At 70.5% G+C, this 21,801-nt stretch carries 22 protein-coding genes and 1 riboswitch; of the genes, 10 read left to right on the top strand and 12 right to left on the bottom strand.

Annotation, left to right across the window (positions count from 1 at the left end):
- Positions 1 to 54 precede the first annotated feature (54 nt).
- From ACKUU6_RS24275 to ACKUU6_RS24265, 3 genes are all read right to left on the bottom strand, one after another.
- A complete protein-coding gene (locus tag ACKUU6_RS24275; protein WP_407990675.1) occupies positions 55 to 1,083 on the bottom strand; it encodes an NlpC/P60 family protein in 1,029 nt (342 codons plus the stop codon).
- A gap of 197 nt (positions 1,084 to 1,280) precedes the next feature.
- Positions 1,281 to 2,612 (bottom strand): NYN domain-containing protein, encoded by a 1,332-nt coding sequence (locus ACKUU6_RS24270; RefSeq protein WP_407992220.1) that lies wholly within the window; start codon positions 2,610 to 2,612, stop codon positions 1,281 to 1,283.
- Between the two features lie 288 nt (positions 2,613 to 2,900).
- The gene (locus ACKUU6_RS24265) at positions 2,901 to 3,164 is read right to left on the bottom strand and encodes a hypothetical protein (protein WP_407990674.1); all 264 of its coding nucleotides are present in this window, start codon (positions 3,162 to 3,164) and stop codon (positions 2,901 to 2,903) included.
- A gap of 170 nt (positions 3,165 to 3,334) precedes the next feature.
- Between ACKUU6_RS24265 and ACKUU6_RS24260 the strand changes: the two genes are divergently transcribed.
- Positions 3,335 to 4,129 carry a rhomboid family intramembrane serine protease gene (locus ACKUU6_RS24260; protein ID WP_407990673.1) on the top strand — a complete coding sequence of 265 codons (795 nt, stop codon included), beginning with the start codon at positions 3,335 to 3,337 and terminating at the stop codon, positions 4,127 to 4,129.
- Complete coding sequence (locus ACKUU6_RS24255) at positions 4,126 to 4,407, top strand: Lrp/AsnC family transcriptional regulator (protein WP_184920654.1); 282 nt, start codon at positions 4,126 to 4,128, stop codon at positions 4,405 to 4,407. Before ACKUU6_RS24260 ends, ACKUU6_RS24255 begins: the two co-directional genes overlap by 4 nt.
- 176 nt (positions 4,408 to 4,583) lie before the next feature.
- On the opposite strand, the gene ACKUU6_RS24250 is transcribed toward ACKUU6_RS24255, so the two are convergent.
- The 3 genes from ACKUU6_RS24250 to ACKUU6_RS24240 form a co-directional block, all read right to left on the bottom strand.
- Positions 4,584 to 5,987, bottom strand: coding sequence for an aminotransferase class V-fold PLP-dependent enzyme (locus ACKUU6_RS24250; protein ID WP_407990672.1), 1,404 nt, complete (start codon positions 5,985 to 5,987; stop codon positions 4,584 to 4,586).
- Between the two features lie 53 nt (positions 5,988 to 6,040).
- A riboswitch (SAM riboswitch) is annotated at positions 6,041 to 6,157 on the bottom strand.
- Between the two features lie 103 nt (positions 6,158 to 6,260).
- Positions 6,261 to 7,337 carry an anthranilate phosphoribosyltransferase gene (gene trpD, locus ACKUU6_RS24245; RefSeq protein ID WP_407990671.1) on the bottom strand — a complete coding sequence of 359 codons (1,077 nt, stop codon included), beginning with the start codon at positions 7,335 to 7,337 and terminating at the stop codon, positions 6,261 to 6,263.
- A 105-nt stretch (positions 7,338 to 7,442) separates the two neighbouring features.
- On the bottom strand, positions 7,443 to 7,868 hold the full coding sequence (locus ACKUU6_RS24240; protein WP_407990670.1) for a hypothetical protein: 426 nt from the start codon (positions 7,866 to 7,868) through the stop codon (positions 7,443 to 7,445).
- Positions 7,869 to 8,304: 436 nt separating this feature from the next.
- Between ACKUU6_RS24240 and ACKUU6_RS24235 the strand changes: the two genes are divergently transcribed.
- The 5 genes from ACKUU6_RS24235 to ACKUU6_RS24215 all read left to right on the top strand — a co-directional run bounded on the left by ACKUU6_RS24235 (position 8,305) and on the right by ACKUU6_RS24215 (position 13,053).
- Positions 8,305 to 8,925 (top strand): cytochrome c oxidase subunit 3, encoded by a 621-nt coding sequence (locus ACKUU6_RS24235; RefSeq protein ID WP_407990669.1) that lies wholly within the window; start codon positions 8,305 to 8,307, stop codon positions 8,923 to 8,925.
- A 139-nt stretch (positions 8,926 to 9,064) separates the two neighbouring features.
- A complete protein-coding gene (locus tag ACKUU6_RS24230; RefSeq protein WP_407990668.1) occupies positions 9,065 to 9,874 on the top strand; it encodes a c-type cytochrome in 810 nt (269 codons plus the stop codon).
- 8 nt (positions 9,875 to 9,882) lie between these two features.
- Positions 9,883 to 10,938, top strand: a complete 1,056-nt coding sequence (locus tag ACKUU6_RS24225) for a ubiquinol-cytochrome c reductase iron-sulfur subunit (RefSeq protein ID WP_407992219.1) — start codon at positions 9,883 to 9,885, stop codon at positions 10,936 to 10,938.
- Positions 10,935 to 12,587 (top strand): cytochrome b, encoded by a 1,653-nt coding sequence (locus ACKUU6_RS24220; RefSeq protein WP_407990667.1) that lies wholly within the window; start codon positions 10,935 to 10,937, stop codon positions 12,585 to 12,587. Before ACKUU6_RS24225 ends, ACKUU6_RS24220 begins: the two co-directional genes overlap by 4 nt.
- Positions 12,588 to 12,657: 70 nt before the next feature.
- On the top strand, positions 12,658 to 13,053 hold the full coding sequence (locus ACKUU6_RS24215) for a GntR family transcriptional regulator (RefSeq protein WP_407990666.1): 396 nt from the start codon (positions 12,658 to 12,660) through the stop codon (positions 13,051 to 13,053).
- Positions 13,054 to 13,076: 23 nt separating this feature from the next.
- On the opposite strand, the gene ACKUU6_RS24210 is transcribed toward ACKUU6_RS24215, so the two are convergent.
- From ACKUU6_RS24210 to coxB, 4 genes are all read right to left on the bottom strand, one after another.
- Positions 13,077 to 14,315 carry a L,D-transpeptidase gene (locus ACKUU6_RS24210; protein ID WP_407992218.1) on the bottom strand — a complete coding sequence of 413 codons (1,239 nt, stop codon included), beginning with the start codon at positions 14,313 to 14,315 and terminating at the stop codon, positions 13,077 to 13,079.
- 186 nt (positions 14,316 to 14,501) lie between these two features.
- Positions 14,502 to 14,918, bottom strand: coding sequence for a cytochrome c oxidase subunit 4 (locus tag ACKUU6_RS24205; protein ID WP_407990665.1), 417 nt, complete (start codon positions 14,916 to 14,918; stop codon positions 14,502 to 14,504).
- Positions 14,918 to 16,699, bottom strand: a complete 1,782-nt coding sequence (gene ctaD, locus ACKUU6_RS24200) for a cytochrome c oxidase subunit I (RefSeq protein WP_407990664.1) — start codon at positions 16,697 to 16,699, stop codon at positions 14,918 to 14,920. The genes ACKUU6_RS24205 and ctaD overlap by 1 nt, the downstream gene beginning before the upstream one ends.
- Positions 16,696 to 17,547 carry a cytochrome c oxidase subunit II gene (gene coxB / locus ACKUU6_RS24195; RefSeq protein ID WP_407990663.1) on the bottom strand — a complete coding sequence of 284 codons (852 nt, stop codon included), beginning with the start codon at positions 17,545 to 17,547 and terminating at the stop codon, positions 16,696 to 16,698. The genes ctaD and coxB overlap by 4 nt, the downstream gene beginning before the upstream one ends.
- A 342-nt stretch (positions 17,548 to 17,889) precedes the next feature.
- Here coxB and ACKUU6_RS24190 point away from each other — a divergent pair, with 342 nt between their 5' ends.
- A complete protein-coding gene (locus tag ACKUU6_RS24190; protein ID WP_407990662.1) occupies positions 17,890 to 19,275 on the top strand; it encodes a cysteine desulfurase/sulfurtransferase TusA family protein in 1,386 nt (461 codons plus the stop codon).
- Between the two features lie 5 nt (positions 19,276 to 19,280).
- On the opposite strand, the gene ACKUU6_RS24185 is transcribed toward ACKUU6_RS24190, so the two are convergent.
- The gene (locus ACKUU6_RS24185; protein ID WP_407990661.1) at positions 19,281 to 20,258 is read right to left on the bottom strand and encodes a carbohydrate kinase family protein; all 978 of its coding nucleotides are present in this window, start codon (positions 20,256 to 20,258) and stop codon (positions 19,281 to 19,283) included.
- A 244-nt stretch (positions 20,259 to 20,502) separates the two neighbouring features.
- Here ACKUU6_RS24185 and ACKUU6_RS24180 point away from each other — a divergent pair, with 244 nt between their 5' ends.
- Positions 20,503 to 20,718, top strand: a complete 216-nt coding sequence (locus tag ACKUU6_RS24180) for a hypothetical protein (protein ID WP_407990660.1) — start codon at positions 20,503 to 20,505, stop codon at positions 20,716 to 20,718.
- Positions 20,719 to 20,805: 87 nt separating this feature from the next.
- Positions 20,806 to 21,381, top strand: a complete 576-nt coding sequence (locus ACKUU6_RS24175) for a hypothetical protein (RefSeq protein WP_407990659.1) — start codon at positions 20,806 to 20,808, stop codon at positions 21,379 to 21,381.
- 52 nt (positions 21,382 to 21,433) lie between these two features.
- On the opposite strand, the gene erpA is transcribed toward ACKUU6_RS24175, so the two are convergent.
- Positions 21,434 to 21,787, bottom strand: coding sequence for an iron-sulfur cluster insertion protein ErpA (erpA, locus tag ACKUU6_RS24170; protein ID WP_057232998.1), 354 nt, complete (start codon positions 21,785 to 21,787; stop codon positions 21,434 to 21,436).
- Positions 21,788 to 21,801 lie beyond the last annotated feature (14 nt).

Below are 21,801 nucleotides of genomic sequence, written 5' to 3'. Positions count from 1 at the left end.
GGAAGGAGATGTCCGTTATGCCGCATCAGGCTGACGGGCGATCAGAACGGAGGATCAGACCCGGCGAATGGTCTTGATCGGCATCGCGTCGGCCTTCATCACCTTCACCACGTCACCGGTGTGCGGCGCGTGCACCACCAGACCGTTGCCGATGTAGATCCCGACGTGGTGCGCGTCGTTGTGGTAGATCACCAGGTCGCCCGGCAGCGCGTTGGCGTAGTTGTTGCCGACGCCCGTGCCGGCCGTCGCCTGCTCCTGCGAGGTGCGCGGCAGCGAGACACCGGCCTGCGCGTAGGCCCAGACCACCAGGCCGGAGCAGTCGAAGGAGTTCGGCCCGGTGGCGCCCCAGACGTACGGCTTGCCCTGCTTGCCCATCGCGGCGGCGACCGCGGCACCGGCGTAACCGGAGGCCGGCGGCAGGTTCTTGACGTCGTACCGCTCGGAGCCACGGGAGGAGCGCTCGTTCTCCAGGGCGCTGCGGTCGGCCGCGCTCAGCTGGTTGAGCAGCTTCTGGGCCTCGGCCAGCTTCTGCTGGACCTCGGCCTTGGCGTCGTTCAGCACCTTGGTGTTGCGGTCCAGTTCGGCCAGCGTCTCCGCGGCCTCGACCTTCTGCTGGTCCAGTCGGCGCTGCTGGTCCTGCAGCGTCTTCAGGCTCTGCACCTGGGTCTCGTTCACCTGGTCGACGCTGGAGGCCTTGGTCAGGTAGTTCTCCGGGTCGGAGGAGAGCATCAGCGCGACCGAGGGGTCCACCCCACCGTCGCGGTACTCCTGCGCCGCCACGGCCGCCAGGCCGCCCTGAAGGGCCGTCATCTGCTCCTGGCCACGGGCCACCTGGTCCTGGAGCTGCTCGGCCTGCTTGCGCAGCTGGTCGGTCCGCTCCTTGGCGCCGTTGAATCGCTCGGCGGCCTGCTCCTGCTCGTTGAAGAGCTGGTCGACCTGGACCTTGACCTCGTCCTTGCTCGGCTTGGCCGGCGCCGCGTGGGCACCCGTCTGGGCCGAGAGGGCGACCGCGGTCGCTGCGGCAGCGGTCAGCACGGAGACCCGCGCACGGCTCGGCTGCTTGGGGCGGCGGTGGGAAGCCAAAGGACTAGCTCCTTCATCACTCCTGGACGCGGCCTCACCCATTCGGGTGCATGTCCAGAATATAGGTTTGACGCCCGACCCTAGTGAAGTTGTCACGGGTACGCCACTCCCCTACCGCTACGAACTTCCGCCCCGGGAGCGGAATTCACCGGACCGACACAATCGGGCCACCGGCTCTGACCAGCGGTCAGACGGATTCACGGCCTGGCCAGCCGCTTGAGCAGGAGCAGCGACGCGACCGGGCGCGCACCGGCCTTCTTCACGCCGTCGGCGACCTCCTTGTCGGTGGAGACCACCACCACCGGACGCCCCTGCGGCTCGGCCCTGACGAGCCGCCGAATCAACTCGTCCGCGGTCTCGCCGGTCCGACTGAACCGGACCCTGACCCCGCGCGGTGGCGCCAGGATCACCGGCACGTCCAGGTCCTGCCCGTCGAAGACGCAGGTCACCTCGGCTTGGGTGCGCTGGGCCAGCATCGCGAGCCCGCCCAGCAGCCGGATCCGCTGCTGCTCCAGCGGCAGCGTCGGGTACCCGGTCTTGGTGACGTTGTAGCCGTCCACCACCAGGTGGACCTGAGGGATCGCCAGCAGCTGGTCCAGCAGCGCCGGGTCGTCCTCGGCCAGCGCCCGCCGGGCCACGTCGTGTGGGGAGGCGGAGGCCGGTGCCACCGCGTCCACCAGGTCGGCCGGGTGGAGCTGCGCCACCGGCAGTGCCAGCTCCCGCTGGAGGCCCTGGGCGGACTGCAGCACGGTGTCCAGAAGCAGCCGCAGCCGCATGTCCTCGACGCTGCGGCCCTCCCTGGCGGAGCGACGGCCCGTCTCCAGGGCGGTCTCCAGCTCGGCGATCCGGTGCCGCAGCCGCCGGGCCTCGGCCTCGGCCGCGCTCTGCTCGGTGGCCGCCGCGGCCCGCGCCTCGGCCAGCTCCGCCTGCACCTTGCGGGCCTCGGCCTGGGCCCGCCGGGTGTCGCTCTCCAGCGTGCGGACCTTCTTCCGGAGCGACTCGGCCTCGCGCCGGACGCCCTCGGAGTCGGCCCGGTGCCGGTCCAGGTCGGCCCTGGACTGGACCCGCAGCTCGGCCAGCTCCTCCTGAAGCTTCTCCACCAGCCGGGTCGCCTCGGCCGCGGCCCCCTCGGCGCCGGCCCGCTCGACCTGCTCGCCCGCCTCGGTGACCAGCCGGGCCCAGCCGGCCGGCCTGAGCAGGTAGGCGGCCGCCGCCACGTCCATCGGGTCGGCGGCGCCCGGCACACTGCCCGCCTCCAGCGCCCGCACCAGATCCGGCTGCCCGAGCCGGAGCCGATCGGCTATCCGCAGCCGGAAGGCCGGGTCCGCCTCCAGTGCCGCGGCCAGCGCGGTGGCCGCGTACTTGGCCCGCCTGGCCGGGGTGAACTTCGCGTACTGGCGCAGCGAGACCGGCAGTTCGGCCGCCGGCAGGCCGCCGAGCGCGTCGGCGGCGATCCCCACGACCCGGTGGCGTACGCCCTCGGGGAGCGGCCTGGTGAGCTGTTCCTGGCCGTCGGCCGGGGTGTCCACGGCGTCGGGAGCGGGTGGCGGGGCATCGGCCGGCTCCGGGGCGGCCGGGGTCGTGGCCGCGGGAGGCTGCTCCTGCGACTCGGCCGCCCCCCTTGCTGCGTCCACCACGTCCTCGGCTCCGATCCTGCTGCGCGGGGTCCTTACGGCCGGTTGCCGCTGACCTCAAACACACCGCTCTCTGCAATTGTCGCGGTAACCGTGCCCCGAGCCGACCCGCGCCACACTCCGCGCGGGGCCGGGCCGGTGCACAGGGCCGTGCCCGGCAGGGTCTGCCGGGCACGGCACCGGTCAGGACTCCTGCTGCTCCGCAGCCGCCTGCTCGGCGTCCGGGCGGGCCACCAGTTCGACCTGGTCGACCGCGTTGCACCAGCGGCAGCGGACCGACTCCAGCGTCTCGGTCAGCACCTCGGTCTCCTCCACCTTGGAGTCACCGGCGAGGTCGAAGTGCAGGAACTCCACCACCCGGGAGGACCGCGTCACGTCGAAGCGGGTCAGGTTGCCACAGAGCGTGCAGCGCCAGCGGGTCTCAGCGGTCGGGGCGGCGATCGTCATTCTGCCAAGTCCTCTCGTTGGTGCTGCCTCGCGGCGGTCACCCAGGGTCCGGAGGGCCAAGCCTATTGCCTGCCGGTTCACCCGGGTCCACCTGGTCCGTGATGCGGGCAGTAGGCCACCCGCAGTACCCGACGGTGTCGGAGGGGCCTCCCGGAGGAATGCTCTCCGCCATGGCCATCCCCGTCCTGGACCACCTCGACGCACCGGGCGGCAGGACACCGGAGCGCCCGCCCGTCGTCACGTACGCGCTGATCGCGCTGAGCGTGCTCACCCTGCTGATCGGCCCCAGCTTCGGCCTCAACCCCCGCTACGGCACCGGTCAGGACCGGGTCTGCGCCGAGCAGCGGTACGAGCAGCACTGGGGCGCGGTGCCCGCCGAACTGCTCTCGAACCGACCGCTGACGGCGGATCAGCTGGCCCGGCTGCCCCCGGCCACCGCCGACTGCCCGCCGCCGGTGACGCCCCGGAAGATCCCGGTGCTCTCGGTGCTCACCTCACTGTTCGTGCACGCGGGGTGGCTGCACCTGCTCGGGAACATGCTCTTCCTGTTCGTCTTCGGCCCCGGGGTGGAGCAGCGGTTCGGCCGGCTGCGGTTCCTGCTCGGCTACCTGACCACCGGTTACCTCGCCACGTACGGCTGGGCGGTGACGGAGGCGCACGGGGTGGACTCGGTCCGGGCGCTGGTCGGGGCCTCCGGTGCGATCGCCGGAGTGCTCGGCTGCTACCTGCGGCTGTACCCGCGCGCGCGGGTGACCACCTTGGTGCCGCTGCTGCTCTTCCTCCCGCTGCGGTTCCCGGCCTGGCTGGTGCTCGGGCTCTGGTTCCTGCTGCAGTGGCTCTCGGTCCGGCAGGACGGCCCCGGGGTGGCGTACCCGGTGCACGTCATCGGCTTCGCCGCCGGGTACCTGGCCACCTCCCTCGCGGTTACGCTGACCCGGAACCCACGGACAGGAGCGACAGAGTGATCACCGCGATCGTGCTCATCAGGACCAGCGTCGACCGGATTCCCGAGATCGCCGAGGCGATCGCCTCGATCGAGGGCGTCAGCGAGGTCTACTCGGTGACGGGTGGCTACGACCTGGTCGCGATGGTCCGGGTCCGGCACCACGACGACCTCGCCACCGTGATCCCCGGCCGCCTCAACAAGATCCCGGGCGTCGAGCACACCGAGACCCAGATCGCCTTCCGCACCTACTCCAAGCACGACCTCGAAGCCGCCTTCGCCCTCGGCCTCGACGAGTAGCCTTTCGGCAAGGCGTCCGGTTGCACTATCCAGGGGCTCGGGGAACTGCGAGGAGATCTGGCGTGTGGGTCACTGCGAAAGTTCCTGACCACACAACGTACGTTGAACGCTCCTGAGGTCGGCTCCGCAGTTCCCCGGACCCCTGACCATAGATGCCTGGGCGGCCTGCGAAAGGTTCAGCGCCGAGTGTCCGCCACGCACCGCCCGCCCTCGTTCCGGTACGTCCACGCCGCCCCGTCGGAGACGAGCTCGCGGACGGCCGCCAGGAACCGCTCCAGGTGCTCGTCCGGCGTCCCCGCTCCGAAGCTGACCCGGATCGCGTTCAGGCTGCGCTCCCCCGGCAGCGACGGCTCCGGTGCGCCGCACTCGGACGGTGCGGCCTCCTCGCCGCCGAGAAGCGTCCGCACCAGCGGGTGCGCGCAGAACAGCCCGTCCCGCACGCCGATCCCGTACTCGGCCGAGAGCGCCGCCGAGAAGTGCGAGCTGTTCCACCCCTGCACCACGAACGAGAGCACGCCCACCCGCGCCGCGTCCTCGCCGAACAGGCTGAGCACCCGGACCTCGGGCACCTCGGCCAGGCCGGCCTTCAGACGCTCGATCAGGTGCTGCTCGCGCGCCTCCAGGACGTCGAACCCGGCCTCGGTCAACGCCCGGCAGGCGGAGGCCACCGCGTAGGCGCCGATCACGTTCGGCGAGCCGGCCTCGTGCCGGGCCGGGCCGGTCTGCCACTCGACGGCGACCGAGCCGTCCAGCTCACGGGCGACGGTCCGGCTGGCGCCGCCGCCGGCCAGGTAGGGCTCGGCCGCGTCCAGCCAGTCGCTGCGCCCGGCCAGCACCCCGGCGCCGAACGGGGCGTACAGCTTGTGGCCGGAGAAGGCGATCCAGTCCACGTCCAACTCCCTGACCGAGACGCGGTGGTGCGGCGCCAGCTGGGCGGCGTCCAGCACCACCCGGGCCCCGTGCCGGTGCGCGACCTCGGTGAGTTCGGCGACCGGCCAGAGCTCGCCGGTGACGTTGGAGGCGCCGGTAACGCAGAACAGCCGGTGCTCGGCGGGCTGCTCGGCCAGCGCGGCGTCCAGGGCCGCGACCGCCTCGGCGTGCGAGCGCGGGGCGCGCAGGTAACTGACGGTCAGGCCGTCCCGACGCCAGGGCAGCAACGAGGCGTGGTGCTCGGTCTCGAAGGCGAACACCCGGGTGCCGGCGGGCAGCGCACCGGCCAGCAGGTTGAGCGAGTCGGTGGTGGCCCGGGTGAAGACCACCTGGTCGCCCTCGCGCAGGTCGAGGAACTCCTCGACGGTGCGGCGGCTCTGCTCGAACAGGTCGGTGGAGAGCTGCGAGAGGTACCCGGCGCCGCGGTGCACGCTGCCGTAGTAGGGGGCGTACGCGGCGACGTCGTCCCAGACCCGCTGGAGCGCCGGGGAGCTGGCGGCGTAGTCCAGAGCGGCGTAGGTGACCTTCTCGCCGGAGACCAGCGGGACCTGGACGTCGTGGCCGAGAACGGCGAGCGGGGCGCAGGTCGGGAGGTGCCGCGCGGAGCGCGACGAAACAAGGGCGGCGGCGGGCGACGGGTGGGCAGACATGGGGGTGCACTCCTCGGAAGGTCCGGGACCTCGGGGTGCAGCTGTGCCGCCGACGTCCGCGCTTGCCACGCGGACGATTCGCCGCGGGCCCGGTCCTCACCCAGGGCACCCCGCCACGGAAGGAGGGTTGCCGGACAGCAAGCTGGGGCTTGTCGCTGTCACTCATGACCTGCCGAGGACTCTAGGCGAGCCGCCGAGAAGTGGTCAAACAGCAGTCCGCCATCCGGACACAGCGAAGGCCCGGCAGGCAGCCGCCGGGCCTCAACGCGTCGATCAGGAACGGGTGGTGGCCGCCGCCCAGTCCTTGAGCAGGCCCTCCGCCGCGCCCGAGTCGATGGCCGCGGCGGCCCGGACCATCCCGGCCGCGAGCTGCTCGGCCAGCGGGGCGTCGGTCAGCTCCAGCGCGGTCAGTGCGGCGGCGCTGTTCAGCAGGACGGCGTCCCGGACCGGGCCGCGCTCCCCCGCCAGCAGCCGGCGGGCCACCGCGGCGTTGAACTGCGGGTCGCCGCCGCGCAGCGCCTCGATGCCGACCGGTTCGATGCCGACCTCGCGCGGGTCGAAGGTGGTCTCGGTGACCTGACCGTCCTTCACCAGCCAGACGTGCGAAGTGGTGGAGATGGTGAGCTCGTCCAGTCCGTCGTCGCCCCGGAAGACCAGTGCGGTGGCGCCGCGCCGGGCCAGCACGCCCGCGATCAGACCGGCGAGGCGGGTGTCGAAGCAGCCGATCGCGTGCGCGGTGACCCGGGCCGGGTTGGTGAGCGGGCCGAGGATGTTGAACGCGGTCGGCACCCCGAGGTCACGGCGGGCCGGGGCGGCGTGCCGCATCGCCGGGTGGAACATCGGCGCCGGGCAGAAGGTCAGCCCGACCTCCCCGGCGATCTCGGCCACCCGGGCGGGCGTCACGTCCGGGCTGATGCCGAGCTTCTCCAGCACGTCGGTGGCGCCGCTGGCGGAGGAGGCGGCGCGGTTTCCGTGCTTGACCACCTTGGCTCCGGCGGCGGCCGCGACGATCGCCGACATGGTGGAGATGTTCACCGTCTTCGCCCGGTCCCCACCGGTGCCCACGATGTCCACCGCAGGTCCGGGGATGTGCAGGGGGTGGGCGTGCGCGTACATCGACTCGACCAGACCGGCGATCTCATCCACCGTCTCGCCCTTGGCCCGGAGCGCGACCACGAAGCCGGCCACCTGGACCGGGGTGGCCTCGCCGCCCATGATCCGGTCCATCGCCCAGGCGGTGTCGGCCTGGCCGAGGTCCTGCCCGGCCAGCAGCGTGCTCAGCAGGTCCGGCCAGGTACGGACCACCTGCGCGGGGTCGCTACCGCCGTTCGCAGGTTGTGCGTTCACCATGGCTGACTCCAGCTCTCGATCAGGGATGCTGGAGTCAGCCTAGCGATCCGGGGTGCCCGGATGCGGGGTGCTTCTCTACAGGTGAGACGCGGGGCTGACGGCCCCTCAGCGGTGCGCGGGCGTCCGCTTGGCCACCCGGGCCCGGAGCAGGGTGGCGGCGGCCTCCGCCAGGGCCACCGGGTCCACCGGGTGGGAGATGGCGGCCTCGGCCCGGCTCCAGGCGGCGAGCCAGGAGTCCTGCGGCCGGCCGATCAGCACCAGCACCGGCGGGCAGCCGTAGATCTCGTCCTTGATCTGCCGGGCCACCCCGAGCCCGCCGGCCGGGACGGCCTCGCCGTCCAGGACGCAGAGGTCGATCCCGCCCTTCTCCAGGGCGCGGAGCACGGCGGGCACCGTGGCGCACTCCAGTACGTCGACCTCCGGGAGGTCGGCGGCGGGGCGGCGGCCCAGCGCGAGGGTGACCTGCTCACGGGTGTTCCGGTCGTCGCTGTAGACGAGAACGGTGAGCGTCTCGTCGGTCGTGTGCGCCATGGGCCCTGCTCCCGGGTACTCGTCCTCTTATACGGCTGTGTCTTCGTCGTACCGTGCGTCGGCTCAACCCGGCCCGGTGTGACCCGGACCACGTTCACCTCCGGATGCTACTCCCGCACACCCGCCACGGTGACCCCCTGGCGCGATCTCCCTCGGACGAGCCGCCACGCCCGTCGCGCACACGGGCGACGGATCGTCACCCCGGAAGCTCGGTTCCACTCGTACGGCGGACCCGCTAGCCGACCCGCGGCGTGGCGGCCACCCGGACGCGCGGGGCGAACGGGTACACCTGCCGTCAATGAACCGTCAGAAATGGGACACCGCCTCCTCGAAGCCCCCGTCCGACGCCCCGTCGGCTGCCAACGGGGCATACCGCACGCACCGGACACTCCGAGGTACACCCCCCGGCGTGAAGACGGAATAAGGGACCGACATAATGTCCGTCGTGGCGACAGCAACAGCAACAGAAACCGGACACGCGCACGGAGCGGTCAACAGGCCGAACCTGGTCAGCGTCGGAACCATCGTCTGGCTGAGCTCGGAGCTGATGTTCTTCGCGGCCCTGTTCGCGATGTACTTCACGCTCCGCTCGGTCAAGGGCGCGGAGTTCTGGACCGAGAAGGCGCACGCACTCAACGTGCCCTTCTCCTCGGTGAACACCACGATCCTGGTGCTCTCCTCCCTCACCTGCCAGCTCGGCGTCTTCGCCGCCGAGCGCGGTGACGTGAAGAAGCTCCGCTCGTGGTTCATGATCACCTTCGTGATGGGGTCGATCTTCATCGGCGGCCAGATCTTCGAGTACACCGAGCTGGTGAAGAAGGACGGCCTCTCGCTGTCCTCGGACCCGTACGGCACGGTGTTCTACCTGACCACCGGCTTCCACGGCCTGCACGTGACGGGTGGTCTGATCGCGTTCCTGCTGGTCCTGGCACGGACGTACGCAGCCAAGCGGTTCACGCACGAGCAGGCCACCGCCGCGATCGTGGTGTCGTACTACTGGCACTTCGTCGACGTCGTGTGGATCGGCCTGTTCGCGACCATCTACCTGATCAAGTAACCAGCTGATCAGGTCGCTGGCCGACGGCCGGAGCCGTACCCGCACCGACCGACCGCGCGCGTCCCCGCAGCCGACCCGGGCAGACCGGGCCGCGACGGACGCCCACCAGCCGACCAGATCCTGACCCCGGGGTTAATCCGTGAAAAAGCTCTCCGCACGACGGCGCCATCCACTGGCGGCGCTGGTCGTCCTACTCTTCGCCCTGGCGGCCACCGGGGGGCTGTACGCCGCGTTCGCGCCCGCCGAGAACGCGCAGGCCGACAGCTCGGTGCAGTCGCTCGCGATCGACGAGGGCAAGAAGCTCTTCGCCGTGGGCTGCTCCTCCTGCCACGGTCTGAACGGCGAGGGCAGCTCGGACGGTCCGAGTCTGGTCGGCGTCGGCTCCGCGGCGGTGGACTTCCAGGTTGCCACCGGCCGGATGCCGGCCCAGCAGCCCGGCGCCCAGGTGCCGAAGAAGAAGAACATCTACTCCCAGGCCGAGATCGACCAGCTGGCCGCCTTCGTGGCCTCGCTCGGCCCCGGCCCGGTCGCTCCGACCAAGGAGCAGTACACCTCCACCAACCCGGACGACGTCGCCAAGGGCGGCGAGCTGTTCCGCACCAACTGCTCGCAGTGCCACAACTTCGCCGGCGCGGGTGGTGCCCTGACCCAGGGCAAGTACGCCCCGTCGCTCGAGGGCGTGGACGCCAAGCACATCTACGAGGCCATGCAGACCGGCCCGCAGAACATGCCCTCCTTCCCCGAGGGCGTGATGCCCGAGGAGCAGAAGCGGCAGATCGTGGCCTTCGTCCGCCACACCACCAACGATGAGCCGAGCCCCGGCGGTCTGACCCTGGGCAGCCTCGGCCCGGTGACCGAGGGCCTGTTCGGCTGGATCTTCGGTCTCGGCAGCCTCATCGCGGTCGCGATCTGGGTCGCCGCCCACACCACCAAGGCCAAGAAGTCATGAGCCACGACATGTCCAAGGACACCCTGCCGGAGTCGCACGACTCCCACGGCACCGATGTCGCCGTCCACGGTGACCCGTTCGCCGACCCGGGCCTGCCGGCCCACGAGCCGCGTCGCACCGACATCGACGAGCGGGCCGCCAAGCGGGCCGAGCGTCAGGTCTCGCTGCTCTTCATCCTGTCGATGCTGTCGACCGTCGGGTTCATCGCGTCCTTCGTGATCTTCCCGATCGACAAGATCGTCTACATCTTCCCGATCGGTCACGTCAGCGCGCTGAACTTCTCGCTCGGCCTGACCCTCGGGGTGGCGCTCTTCTGCATCGGCGCGGGCGCGGTCCACTGGGCCCGCACCCTGATGTCGGACCACGAGCTGCCGGCCGAGCGCCACGCGATCGAGGCCGACGACGAGGTCCGCGCGGACGTCATCGAGCAGTTCAAGACCGGTGCCGCCGAGTCCGGCTTCGGCCGCCGCAAGATGATCCGCAACACCCTCATCGGGTCGATGGCCCTGGTGCCGCTCTCAGGTGTGGTGCTGCTCCGCGACCTCGGGCCGCTGCCCGAGGACAAGCTGGAGCACACCGGCTGGAAGGAGGCCAGCAAGGCCAAGCCGCTCCAGCTGATCAACATGAACACCAACGAGCCGATGAAGCCCGAGGACATCGTGGTCGGCTCGCTGAGCTTCGCGAAGCCCGAGGGCCTCGAAGAGGACGCGCACGACTTCCAGGTCCAGATCGCCAAGGACGCCCTGATGCTCATCCGGATCGCTCCGGAGGACATCAAGGACAAGGAGTCCCGGGACAAGGGCTTCGAGGGCATCCTCGCCTACTCGAAGATCTGCACCCACGTCGGCTGCCCGATCAGCCTCTACGAGCAGCAGACCCACCACGCGCTCTGCCCCTGCCACCAGTCGACCTTCGACCTGGCGGACGGCGCCCGCGTCATCTTCGGCCCGGCCGGCCACCCGCTGCCGCAGCTGAAGATCACTGTTGACGAGAAGGGCTACCTGGTCGCCACCGGCGACTTCGACGAGCCCGTCGGTCCGAGTTACTGGGAGCGCAGCCGATGACCGCGAGCAGCACCAGCGGTGCCGCCAAGCCGGCCAGCACCCGTGCCAAGCCCGCCAACAAGGCGGAGTCGGCCGCGGACTGGGTGGACGGCCGCCTCGGCCTCTACACCCTGGCCAAGTCCAACCTGCGGAAGATCTTCCCGGACCACTGGTCCTTCATGCTCGGCGAGATCTGCCTCTACACCTTCATCATCATCATCCTGACCGGCGTCTACCTGACGCTGTTCTTCACCCCGAGCATGGGCGAGACCGTCTACCACGGCTCCTACGCCCCGCTCCAGGGCATCCGGATGTCCGAGGCGTACGCCAGTACTCTCCACATCTCGTTCGAGGTCCGCGGTGGTCTGCTGATCCGTCAGATCCACCACTGGGCCGCGATCGTGTTCGTCGCCGCGATGCTCGTGCACATGATGCGCGTCTTCTTCACCGGCGCGTTCCGCAAGCCCCGCGAGATCAACTGGCTGTTCGGCTTCCTGCTGCTGTTCCTGGGCATGTTCGACGGCTTCATGGGCTACTCGCTCCCCGACGACCTGCTGTCGGGCACCGGCATCCGGTTCATGGAGGGCGCGGTCCTGGCCGTGCCGCTGGTCGGCACGTACATCCAGATGTTCCTGTTCGGCGGCGAGTTCCCCGGCACCGACATCGTGCCGCGGTTCTTCACCATCCACGTGCTGCTGATCCCGGGCGTCATGCTCGGCCTGCTGGTGGCGCACCTGATCCTGGTCTTCTACCACAAGCACACCCAGTGGGCGGGCCCGGGCAAGACCGAGAAGAACGTCGTCGGCATGCCGCTGATGCCGGTCTACATGGCCAAGGCCGGTGGCTTCTTCTTCCTGGTCTTCGGCATCATCGCGGCCGTCTCGGCGATCGCCACCGTCAACCCGATCTGGGCGTACGGTCCGTACCGCCCAGACCAGGTCTCCACCGACGCGCAGCCCGACTGGTACATGGGCTTCTCCGAGGGTCTGATCCGCATCATGCCGGGCTGGGAGATCGGCCTCTGGGGCCACACCCTCAACCTGGGCGTGTTCGTCCCGCTGATGGTCTTCCCGCTGGTGCTGGCCGCCATCGCGGTCTACCCGTTCATCGAGAGCTGGGTCACCGGCGACAAGCGCGAGCACCACATCCTGGACCGCCCGCGCAACGCCCCGGTCCGTACCGCCCTCGGTGCGGCCTGGATCAGCCTGTACCTGATCCTGCTGATCGGTGGTGGCAACGACCTGATCGCCACCCACCTGCACCTCTCGATCAACGACATCACGTACTTCGTGCGGGTCGGCTTCTTCGTGGTGCCGGTGATCACCTTCTTCGTCACCAAGCGCTGGTGCCTCGGCCTCCAGCGCCGTGACAAGGACAAGGTGCTGCACGGTCGCGAGACCGGCGTCATCAAGCGCCTGCCGCACGGCGAGTTCGTCGAGGTGCACGCGCAGCTGCCCGCGGGCAAGCTGCACACCTACACCGCGCACGACCAGCCCAAGCCGATCGAGCTGCCCGCCGAGGTCGACGAGAACGGCGTCAAGCGCAAGGTCGGCATCCTCGCCAAGACCCGCGCCAAGCTCTCCCAGGGCCTCTACGGCGAGGGGACCCAGATCCCCAAGCCCACCGCCGAGGAGCACCACGAGATCACCAGCGGCCACGGCCACCACTGATCCTCGTACCGCCACAGCCGATGGCCCCCCACCGTTCACGGTGGGGGGCCATCGGCCTTCCTGCGGCAGAATGTCGGGTAACGAACCGTCAGGAGATCCCGTGCAGCTGTCCGTCGACCACGATTCCGCCACTCCCCCGTACGAGCAGGTACGGGCCCAGATCGCCGACCAGGCGCGCAGCGGGTCACTGCCGGCCGGGCTCAGACTCCCCACCGTCCGGGCCCTGGCCGAGGAGCTCGGTCTGGCAGCCAACACCGTGGCCCGTGCCTACCGGGAACTCGAGGCCGACGGCGTGGTGGAGACCCACGGCCGCCGCGGCACCCTGATCGCCACCACCGGCGACACCGCCCACCGCCTCGCCGCCGAGGCCGCCACCGAGTACGCCGGCCGCGCCGCCCGCCTCGGTCTCACCGAGGCCGAAGCCCTGGCGACGGTCACCACCGCCCTGACCGTCGCCTACCGCTGACCGCAGCGGGCCGCACCGGCCCGTCAGCCGAGGAGCGGAGCGCTGCCCGCGACCTGCGTCCCCGAGCTCCCCGCCGTGGAGACGGCCCGGCCCAGGGCGGAGTGCTTGAGCCACTCGTCCCACGGGATGTTCCAGTCGCCGAAGCCGTTGCCGAACGGCTCCATCGCCGCGCCCTTGCTGTTGACCACCTGCACCAGGTCGCCGATCCGGGTCTGGTCGTAGAACCACTGGGCGTTCTCGGTGCTCATCCCGGTGCAGCCGTGGCTGACGTTGTCGACGCCCTGGGAGCCGACCGACCACGGTGCGGCGTGCACGTACTCGCCGCTCCAGGTCACCCGGGTGGCCCACTTGACCTCCAGGTCGTACGCCTCGGTGCTGCCCTGCTTGATCCCGATCGTCTCGCCGTTCATCCGGACGGACGCCTCCTTGCCCAGCACCACCTTGATGCCGTTGCGGGTGGAGAAGCCGGGCTTGCCGGTGGTCACCGGGATGGACCTGACCTCCGCGCCGTTGCGACGGAACGTCAGGTAGTGCGAGGCGGCGTCCACCGTCACCTCGACCCGGTCGCCGGTCCGCAGCGAGAGGCCGACCGGCTCGCCGCCGTTCAGACCGGCGGTGACCGGGACGCCCTGCAGGTCGTAGCCCAGCCGGATCTTCGCGTTGGCCGGCCAGTACTCCTTCGGCCGGAAGTGCAGGTTCTTGTCGTCCACCCAGTACCAGGCGCCGGTCACGGCGGGCTCGGAGACCACCGTCAGGCCCCGTTCGACCTCCTGACGCCCGGCAGGGTCCTTGACCGCCTCGGAGAGCTGCACGGTGAGCGGCTGGCCCACGCCGTACAGGCCGGTACCCGAAGAGTCGGGGCCGAGCACCGCGGTGAGCAGGTGCTGGGCGGCCGCCGTGCCGAACTCGCTGGTGGTCTCCCCCCGCCGGCCATGGTCGTCCTCCGCGGCGACCCGCACCGCGTACCTGGTGCCCGCCTTGAGCCGGGCCGTGCTCTGCCAGCTGGTCCGGTCCGCCGCCAGCTGCCCGGCCACCACCCGGCCGTCGGCACCCGTCACGGTGACGTCGGTGAGGTGGCCGCCCTGGTCGGCCGTGACGGTGAGGGGTTTGGCCGGGTCCGCGTCGCCACCGGCCGAGGTGTGCACCAGTCCGCTCACATCCACGGCTTCCACCGGCCGTACCGCGGTCGGGGCAGCACCGGAGGAGCAGCCGACCACCGGGGTCAGCAGCAGCAGTGCGGCCGTCAGTGCGACTCCGTGCATGCTCTTCACGGCTGCCTCCTGAGTCCGACGACCTATCAGATCGTAAGAACAGTCAGCCCCAGGCGGCCCGCCCCCGCAGTTCCGGTTGGCCCGACCGGGTGAGCGGACCAACCGGCGGCCCCCAACGCCGGACGGCCGGACACCCCGTCAGGGATGCCCGGCCGTCCGGTGCGGAGGAGGGGGAACCTACTGGTTCTGGTCCTCGCCGCGGTAGAACTCGAAGACCCAGCCGAACAGGCCGATCAGGATGATCGGGATCGACCAGAACAGCAGCCACCAGCCGAAGATCACGCCCAGGAAGGCGAGCGCTCCGCCGATGCCCAGGGAGAGCGGCTGCCAGCTGTGCGGGGCGAAGAAGCCCAGCTCACCGGCGTCGTCCGCGACCTCGGCGTCGGGGTTGTCGCCCGGACCGGTGTCGACCCGCTTGGCGGTGTAGGCGAGGTAGTAGCCGACCATCGCGCAGAGCGCGAAGGCGAGGAAGAGCGCCGTGGTACCAGCGGCCTCCACACCGTGGTCGGACTGGTTCGTCCACACGCCGTACGTGATGGCCATCGCCAGGATGAAGACGGCGAAGCCGATGAAGATCTTGCCCTGTTCCTTCATCAGGCGTCCCCGTCCTTCTTCAGGCCCTTGCCCAGCTGCGGGGCGTCGTACTTCGCCGGGGTGACGCCCTCGAAGTGCTTGCCCGGCTCACCGTGGTACTCGAGGTAGTCGAGCGCGGCGATGTCCGGGTGGTGCAGGTCGAACGCCGGGGATTCCGAACGGATCCGGGGCAGCGTGAGGAAGTTGTGCCGCGGCGGCGGGCAGGCGGTGGCCCACTCCAGCGAACGGCCGTAACCCCACGGGTCGTCGACCTCGATCTTCTCGCCGTACTTCGCGGTCTTCCAGACGTTGTAGAGGAACGGCAGGATCGACAGACCGAGCAGGAACGACGCGATGGTCGAGATGGTGTTCAGCGTGGTGAAGCCGTCCGAGGCCAGGTAGTCGGCGTAGCGGCGGGGCATGCCCTCCGCGCCGAGCCAGTGCTGGACCAGGAAGGTGCCGTGGAAGCCGATGAACAGCGTCCAGAAGGTGATCTTGCCAAGGCGCTCGTCGAGCATCTTGCCGGTCATCTTCGGCCACCAGAAGTGGAAGCCGGCGAACATCGCGAACACCACGGTGCCGAACACCACGTAGTGGAAGTGCGCCACCACGAAGTAGGAGTCCGAGACGTGGAAGTCGATCGGCGGGGAGGCGAGCAGAACACCCGTCAGACCACCGAACAGGAAGGTCACCAGGAAGCCGACCGTCCAGAGCATCGGGGTCTCGAAGCTCAGCGAGCCCTTCCACATGGTGCCGACCCAGTTGAAGAACTTCACGCCGGTCGGGACCGCGATCAGGAAGGTCATGAACGAGAAGAACGGCAGCAGGACCTGGCCCGTGACGTACATGTGGTGCGCCCACACCGTGACCGACAGACCGGCGATCGCGATGGTGGCCGCGATCAGGCCGGAGTAGCCGAACATCGGCTTGCGGCTGAAGACCGGGATGATCTCCGAGACGATGCCGAAGAACGGCAGCGCGATGATGTACACCTCGGGGTGACCGAAGAACCAGAACAGGTGCTGCCAGAGCAGCGCCCCGCCGTTGGCCGGGTCGAAGACGTGCGCCCCGAACTTCCGGTCCGCCTCCAGGGCGAACAGCGCGGCCGCGAGGACCGGGAAGGCCAGCAGCACCAGCACGGCGGTCAGCAGGACGTTCCAGACGAAGATCGACATCCGGAACATCGTCATGCCGGGCGCGCGCATGCAGATGATGGTGGTGATGAAGTTGACCGAACCGAGGATCGTGCCGAAGCCGGAGAAGGCCAGACCCATGATCCACATGTCGGCGCCGATGCCCGGCGAACGGACCGCGTCCGACAGCGGGGAGTAGGCGAACCAGCCGAAGTCGGCCGCACCCTGCGGGGTGAGGAAGCCGGCCACCGCGATGATCGAGCCGAACAGGTAGAGCCAGTAGGCGAACATGTTCAGTCGCGGGAAGGCGACGTCAGGGGCGCCGATCTGGAGCGGCATGATCCAGTTCGCGAAACCGGCGAAGAGCGGCGTCGCGAACATCAGCAGCATGATCGTGCCGTGCATGGTGAACGCCTGGTTGAACTGCTCGTTCGAGAGGATCTGCGTCCCCGGACGAGCCAGCTCGGCGCGCATCACCAGCGCGAGCACACCACCGATCAGGAAGAACGCGAACGACGTCCCCAGGTACAGGGTGCCGATCGTCTTGTGGTCGGTGGTGGTCAGCCACTTGATGATGGTGGACCCGGGCTTCCGGGTCCGCTCGGTGCCGGCCGTGACCGTAGCCCCGGCAGCCCCGCCGGCGGCGGCGGGCTCGTTGAGGATCGTCACTTCTCACTTCCCATGGTGGTGATGCCCGAGGGCACCGCGCCCTTCTGGCCCTTGGCCCGAAGCTCCGCCAGGTGCTTGTCGTACTCCGCCCGGTCCACGACCTTGACGTTGAACAGCATCCGCGAGTGGTCCACACCACAGAGCTCCGCGCACTTGCCGCGGAAGGTGCCCAGCGCGTTCGGGGTGACCTCGAACTTGTTCACCACGCCCGGGACGACGTCCTGCTTCATCAGGAAGTTGACCGGCCAGAAGTCGTGGATGACGTCCCGCGAGGTGAGGCGGAACTGCACCGTCTCGTTGATCGGCAGGTAGAGCGTCGGCGGCTCGGCCGGGGTGCCGACCTCGTACGCGGCCTGGGTGTTGGCCGGGTCCGGGTTCTCGGTGTTCTCGTAGTTGAACGCCCAGCTCCACTGGAAGCCGACCACGTTGATCATGTGGTCCGGCTTGGCGGAGGTCTGGGTCAACCGGGCCTCGTCGCGCGCGACGAAGTAGAAGAGCACCGAGACGATGACGAGGGGGACCGCGGTGTACAACGCCTCGATCGGCAGGTTGTACCGGGTCTGCGGGGGGACCTCCACCTTGGTGCGGCTGCGGCGGTGGAAGATCACACTCCAGATGATCAGACCCCACATCAGTGCGCCGACCACCAGAGCCGCAATCCAGGAGCCCTGCCACATGCGGAGGACCAGCGGGCCCTCGACGGTGACGGGGCTCGGGAGGCCAAGCCTGGGGAGGTCGTTGGCCGAGCAGCCGGTGGCGGTCGCGATGACGAGGCCCAGTGCCAGCGCCTGAGGCAGCTTCCGCCGCATCGTGCGCCGCGGCGAGCGGTCGGAGCCGTTGGGACTCACGTAGCGCCTTCCCGAAGTCTCGCCCGAGATCGCGTCGCTGCCGGGAGTCGCTGTACGCGCCTCCCCGGCGACCCGGCCACGGGCACGGTTTGAATGCTTATGCGGGCCAAACGCTACTCCATCCTTATGCGGCACTCACTAGCAGCCCCCGGTAACGCGCCGCCCGGCTACCCGATCAGCCCCCAAAGGAGTGGAGTCCCAGGTCAATACGGCCGTTCGAGGGTCGCACGGACACCGGGAAGGTGGCCCCGGGACACGCGGTGACGGACCGTCGACACCCGGTCGGGCGCCCACGAACCCGAACAAAAAGGGTGCCGTCTGACGGTGAGTAGGGTGTACACCGTGTCCTACTTCGACGTGGCCTCCACCGCACCACTGCACCCCGTCGCCCGGCAGGCACTGACCGCCGCACTGGACGAGGGCTGGGCCGACCCGGCGCGTCTCTACCGCTCGGGACGACAGGCCAGGATGCTGCTGGATGCCGCCCGGGAGACCGTCGCCGAGGTGCTGGGCTGCCGCGCCGACGAGGTCTCCTTCACCTCCAGCGGCACCCAGGCCGTCCAGTTGGGGATGCTCGGTGCACTGACCGGACGCCGCCGGACGGGCCGTCACCTGGTCCACTCGGCCGTCGAACACTCCAGCGTGCTGCACACCGCCGAACGGGTGGCGGCGGACGGCGGCAGCGTCTCGGTGGCCCCGGTGGACCGCCAGGGGCGGGTCTCCGCCCCCGAATTCGTGGCCCTGCTGCGGGAGGACACCGCACTCGCCGTCCTCCAGTCCGCCAACCACGAGGTCGGCACCCTCCAGCCGGTCGAGGAGACCGCCGCCCTGCTCGGCGACGTCCCGCTGCTGGTGGACGCCGCACAGTCGGTGGGCCGGCTCCCCGTCCCCGGCGGCTGGTCGCTGCTCACCGCGAGCGCCCACAAGTGGGGCGGCCCGGCCGGGGTCGGCGTCCTCGCCGTCCGCAAGGGCGTCCGGTACGTCTCCCCGCTGCCCGCCGACGAACGCGAGAGCGGCCGGGTCCCGGGCTACGTCAACGTCCCCGCGATCGTCGCGGCCGCCGCCTCGCTGCGCGCCGTCCGGGCCGAGGCCGAGGCTGAGAACGCCCGGCTGCACGCCCTGGTGGAGCGGATCCGGCGTCAGGTGCCCCAGCTGGTCCCCGAGGTCGAGGTGGTCGGCGACCCCGTCCACCGGCTCCCCCACCTGGTTACCTTCTCCTGCCTCTACGTCGACGGCGAGGTCCTGCTCACCGGGCTCGACCGGGCCGGTTTCGCGGTCTCCTCGGGCTCCTCCTGCACGTCCAGCACCCTGACCCCCAGCCACGTCCTGGCGGCGATGGGCGTGCTGACCGAGGGAAACATCCGGATCTCGCTGCCGCACAGCACCCACGAGGCGGACGTCACCCGCTTCCTCGACCTGCTCCCCCGCCTGGTCGCCGACATCCGGGCCCCCCTCGGCCTCGACCTGCCCGCCCCGGCCGGCGCCTCGGACACCCTCGTCCTCGACATGCTCGGCAAGCGCTGCCCCCTGCCGGTCATCGAACTCGCCAAGCGGATCTCCGAGGTCCCCCCCGGCGGCACCGTCGTCGTCCTCGCCGACGACGAGGCCGCCCGCCTCGACATCCCCGCCTGGTGCCAGATGCGCTCCCAGACCTACGCCGGCGAGGCCCCCTCGACCGACTACGGCTTCGACCGCGGCACGGCGTACCTGGTCACTCGCACTGCCTAGAAGGCTCAGGCAGCGAGCTTCGCCCGGACCTCGGCCGCGGCCACGTCGCCGTACGCCGCCGCGAACCGCTGCAGGAACGCGCCGTGCCGCAGCTCGTACTCCTGGGTGCCGACCGTCTCGATCACCAACGTGGCCAGCATGCAGCCGATCTGCGCCGACCGCTCCAGCCCGAGCTCCCAGGAGAGGCCCGCCAGGAAGCCGGCCCGGAAGCCGTCGCCCACGCCCGTCGGGTCGGCCTTGCGCTCCTCGGCCGCGCAGCCGACCGTGATGTCCGGCTCGCCCGCGCGCTGGATCCGGACGCCCTTGGGGCCGAGCGTGGTGATCCGGGTGCCGACCCGGCCGAGGATCTCCTCGGAGCTCCAGCCGGTCTTGCTCTCGATCAGCGCGGCCTCGTACTCGTTGGTGAACAGGTACGCGGCGCCGTCGACGATCTCCCGGATGTCCTCGCCCTCCAGGCGGGCCAGCTGCTGCGAGGGGTCGGCGGCGAAGGCGTAGCCGCGGGTGCGGCACTCCTGGGTGTGCCGGACCATCGCCTGCGGGTCGTCCGCACCGATCAGCACCAGGTCGAGGCCGCCGACCCGGTCGTGGATCGGCTTGAGCTCGATGTTGCGGGCCTCGGCCATCGCGCCGGTGTAGAAGGAGGCGATCTGGTTGTGGTCCTGGTCCGTGGTGCACATGAACCGGGCGGTGTGCCGGGTCTCCGAGATGTGCACGGAGCCGGTGTCCACGCCGTTGCGCTCCAGCCAGCTGCGGTACTCCTCGAAGTCCGCACCGGCCGCGCCGACCAGGATCGGGCGCAGGCCGAGCACGCCCATGCCGAAGGCGATGTTCGGGGCGACGCCGCCACGGCGGATGTCGAGGGTGTCCACCAGGAACGAGAGCGAGACCGTGTGCAGCTGCTCGGCGACCAGCTGGTCGGCGAAACGGCCCGGGAAGGTCGTCAGGTGGTCGGTGGCGATCGAGCCGGCGACGGCGATGCGCACTGGGTCTCCTCAGGTGGCCGGGCGAATGGCCGGAACTACGGTGAAATTGACCTCCCCACGGTACCGGGCCGTCCGTGCCCCGCCCAGCACGCCTCCCGCTTCACCCCACCGAGTACTACCGCGCAGTAGTACTGGCCCGGGGCGCGGGCCGGACCTAGGGTCGGGGTACCGGGGCCGGACCAGCCGCCCCGCCATGGTCCGTGGCGTTCCGGCCGCGGCCCGCCGATCGGAGCGAAGACCGATGATGCCGAACCGTCCGACCCTGCGCGTCCCCGTAGCCCTCAAGGGGGAAGCGGACGCCGACTCCCTTGACGCCCTGGTGAGTTCGTCCCGGCGGATGGAGCTCTTCTGGCCCACCCACGCCGCCCCCGCCGAACCGGTCCGCAGCGCCTCCCTCGGCGTCTCGGTGCCCTCCAGGACGCGCCGGCTGGTGGCCGGGATGCCCGAGTACGGCGCCTGACGGAACCGGATTCCTCCGGGGCACGTCAGAGTCGCACAGCGCCCGCTGCGGTGGCGGAGCGCTGAGCCCTCGGGAGGAACGCGCACCATGGACCAGAAGACCGCAGTCACCCCACCCCGGCTCCGACGGGCCGTCGGCGCAGCCGCACTGCTGCTCGCCCTCGGCACCGCCACCGCCTGCGGGTCGGGCGTCACCAGCACGGCCTCCACCTCGTCCCCCGCGCCGAGCGCCTCGGCGTCGGGGCCGTCCGCGAGCCCGTCCACCCCGGACCCCCGGCCGTCCAGCCCGCCGAAGCAGTCCGCCGAGCCGACGCCGGCCGAGACCCCGCCCGGCATCGCGGCGGGCGAACCCGACCCGTCCGGCAAGCTGCCCGCCAACTCGTACCGGGTGGACGGCTTGCGGCTCTCGGTGACGTTCTACGGCGGGATCTGCGAGAAGTACGGCCTCAAGCTGGACGAGTCCAAGCCCGGCACGGTGCTGGCCAAGGTAGTGGTGACCGAGCCGCGCAAGGCGGGCACCGAGTGCGCCGCACTGGCGAAGCAGCAGGAGGTGTCGGCCGACCTGAAGGCCCCGCTGGGCGGCCGGACGGTCTTCGACCAGTCCACCAACCAGGAGCTGCCCCGGTCCCAGGGCCCCGACCCGGTGGGCGGACCGCAGCACTGACCCCCGGGCATGCGGAAGGCCCCCGCCGCGGCGGGGGCCTTCCGCGTTCCGCTTAGCTGAACGAGTCGCCGCAGGCGCAGGAGCCGGTGGCGTTCGGGTTGTCGATCGTGAAGCCCTGCTTCTCGATGGTGTCGACGAAGTCGACGGTCGCGCCGCCGAGGTAGGGGGCGCTCATCCGGTCGGTGACGACCTTGACGCCGTTGAAGTCCTTCACGACGTCACCGTCGAGCGAACGCTCGTCGAAGAACAGCTGGTAACGCAGGCCCGAGCAGCCACCGGGCTGCACGGCGACGCGCAGCGCGAGGTCGTCGCGGCCTTCCTGGTCCAGCAGCCCCTTGACCTTGGCCGCGGCGGCATCGGAGAGGAGCAGACCACTCTCGACGGTGGTCTCGTCCTGGACGCTCATCTGTGTACTCCCGG

The organism is Kitasatospora sp. CMC57, assembly GCF_045866025.2.
Taxonomy (GTDB): Bacteria; Actinomycetota; Actinomycetes; order Streptomycetales; family Streptomycetaceae; genus Kitasatospora.
Note: the sequence above shows the minus strand (reverse complement) of the source record. Positions and strands in the feature narration are given on the sequence as shown.